Origin of the sequence: Aliivibrio sp. 1S128 (assembly GCF_001691065.1) — a bacterium.
Taxonomy (GTDB): domain Bacteria; phylum Pseudomonadota; class Gammaproteobacteria; order Enterobacterales; family Vibrionaceae; genus Aliivibrio.
Window position 1 is genome coordinate 419 of sequence record NZ_MAJV01000187.1, and the last position, 691, is coordinate 1,109.

Below are 691 nucleotides of genomic sequence, written 5' to 3' on the forward strand. Positions count from 1 at the left end.
TGATGCATTTGTTAGGCGAATACTTACACCGTTGACGATATATTTTTTATTACCCAAGCAAAATTTTGGAAAAATACTATAGATATTAATACAAACCCAATCACATAACATGCAAAGCAACTTAAAAATGATACTCGTCTTTTCTTGTCAGCAGACCAATGTAGATTCCAAAAGACACTTTGAACATATTCTTTATCTTTATGCATTCTACCATCATGCTCAAGCATTGAGCTTTCTAAGTCATCTTTAAAAGACTCATAATTAATGCCAATATCTTCAGCATATGGCCTCAAATGCCATTCAGGTTTCCCTTCATTGTCAAAGGTGGCAAAAGTTGAATATTCTTTAATAAGCCGAGGGCAACGAGCTTGATAAATTAAAGTAGCCAAAGCAAAAAACAAAGCCGCAAAGTAAAAAAGTCTCCATGAAAATGGGAGTGCAAGATTCACCTGAAACGTATAATCAAATAATGTCACTGTAGCCATTTCATTAGTTAATGATAAAACCTTTGCTGCAATTGGTACGATAAATATCCAAATATACATTGATGATATCATTTTAATATTTTTAATCTGATTCAATTGCGACCAATTTAATTCAACCTCTTTGAACTTTATTTGAATCGCTTCTACATAACTAGACACAACTAACCTCACTTTTGTTATATGATCTTCGCCTAACGCCTGCATAA

1 protein-coding gene is annotated in these 691 nt (G+C 32.9%); it reads right to left on the reverse strand.

The genetic code is table 11. The features are described from left to right. Window positions 1-23: 23 nt before the first annotated feature. On the reverse strand, window positions 24-691 hold a 668-nt coding region (locus A6E03_RS19730; RefSeq protein ID WP_065601590.1), incomplete at its 5' end, for a hypothetical protein.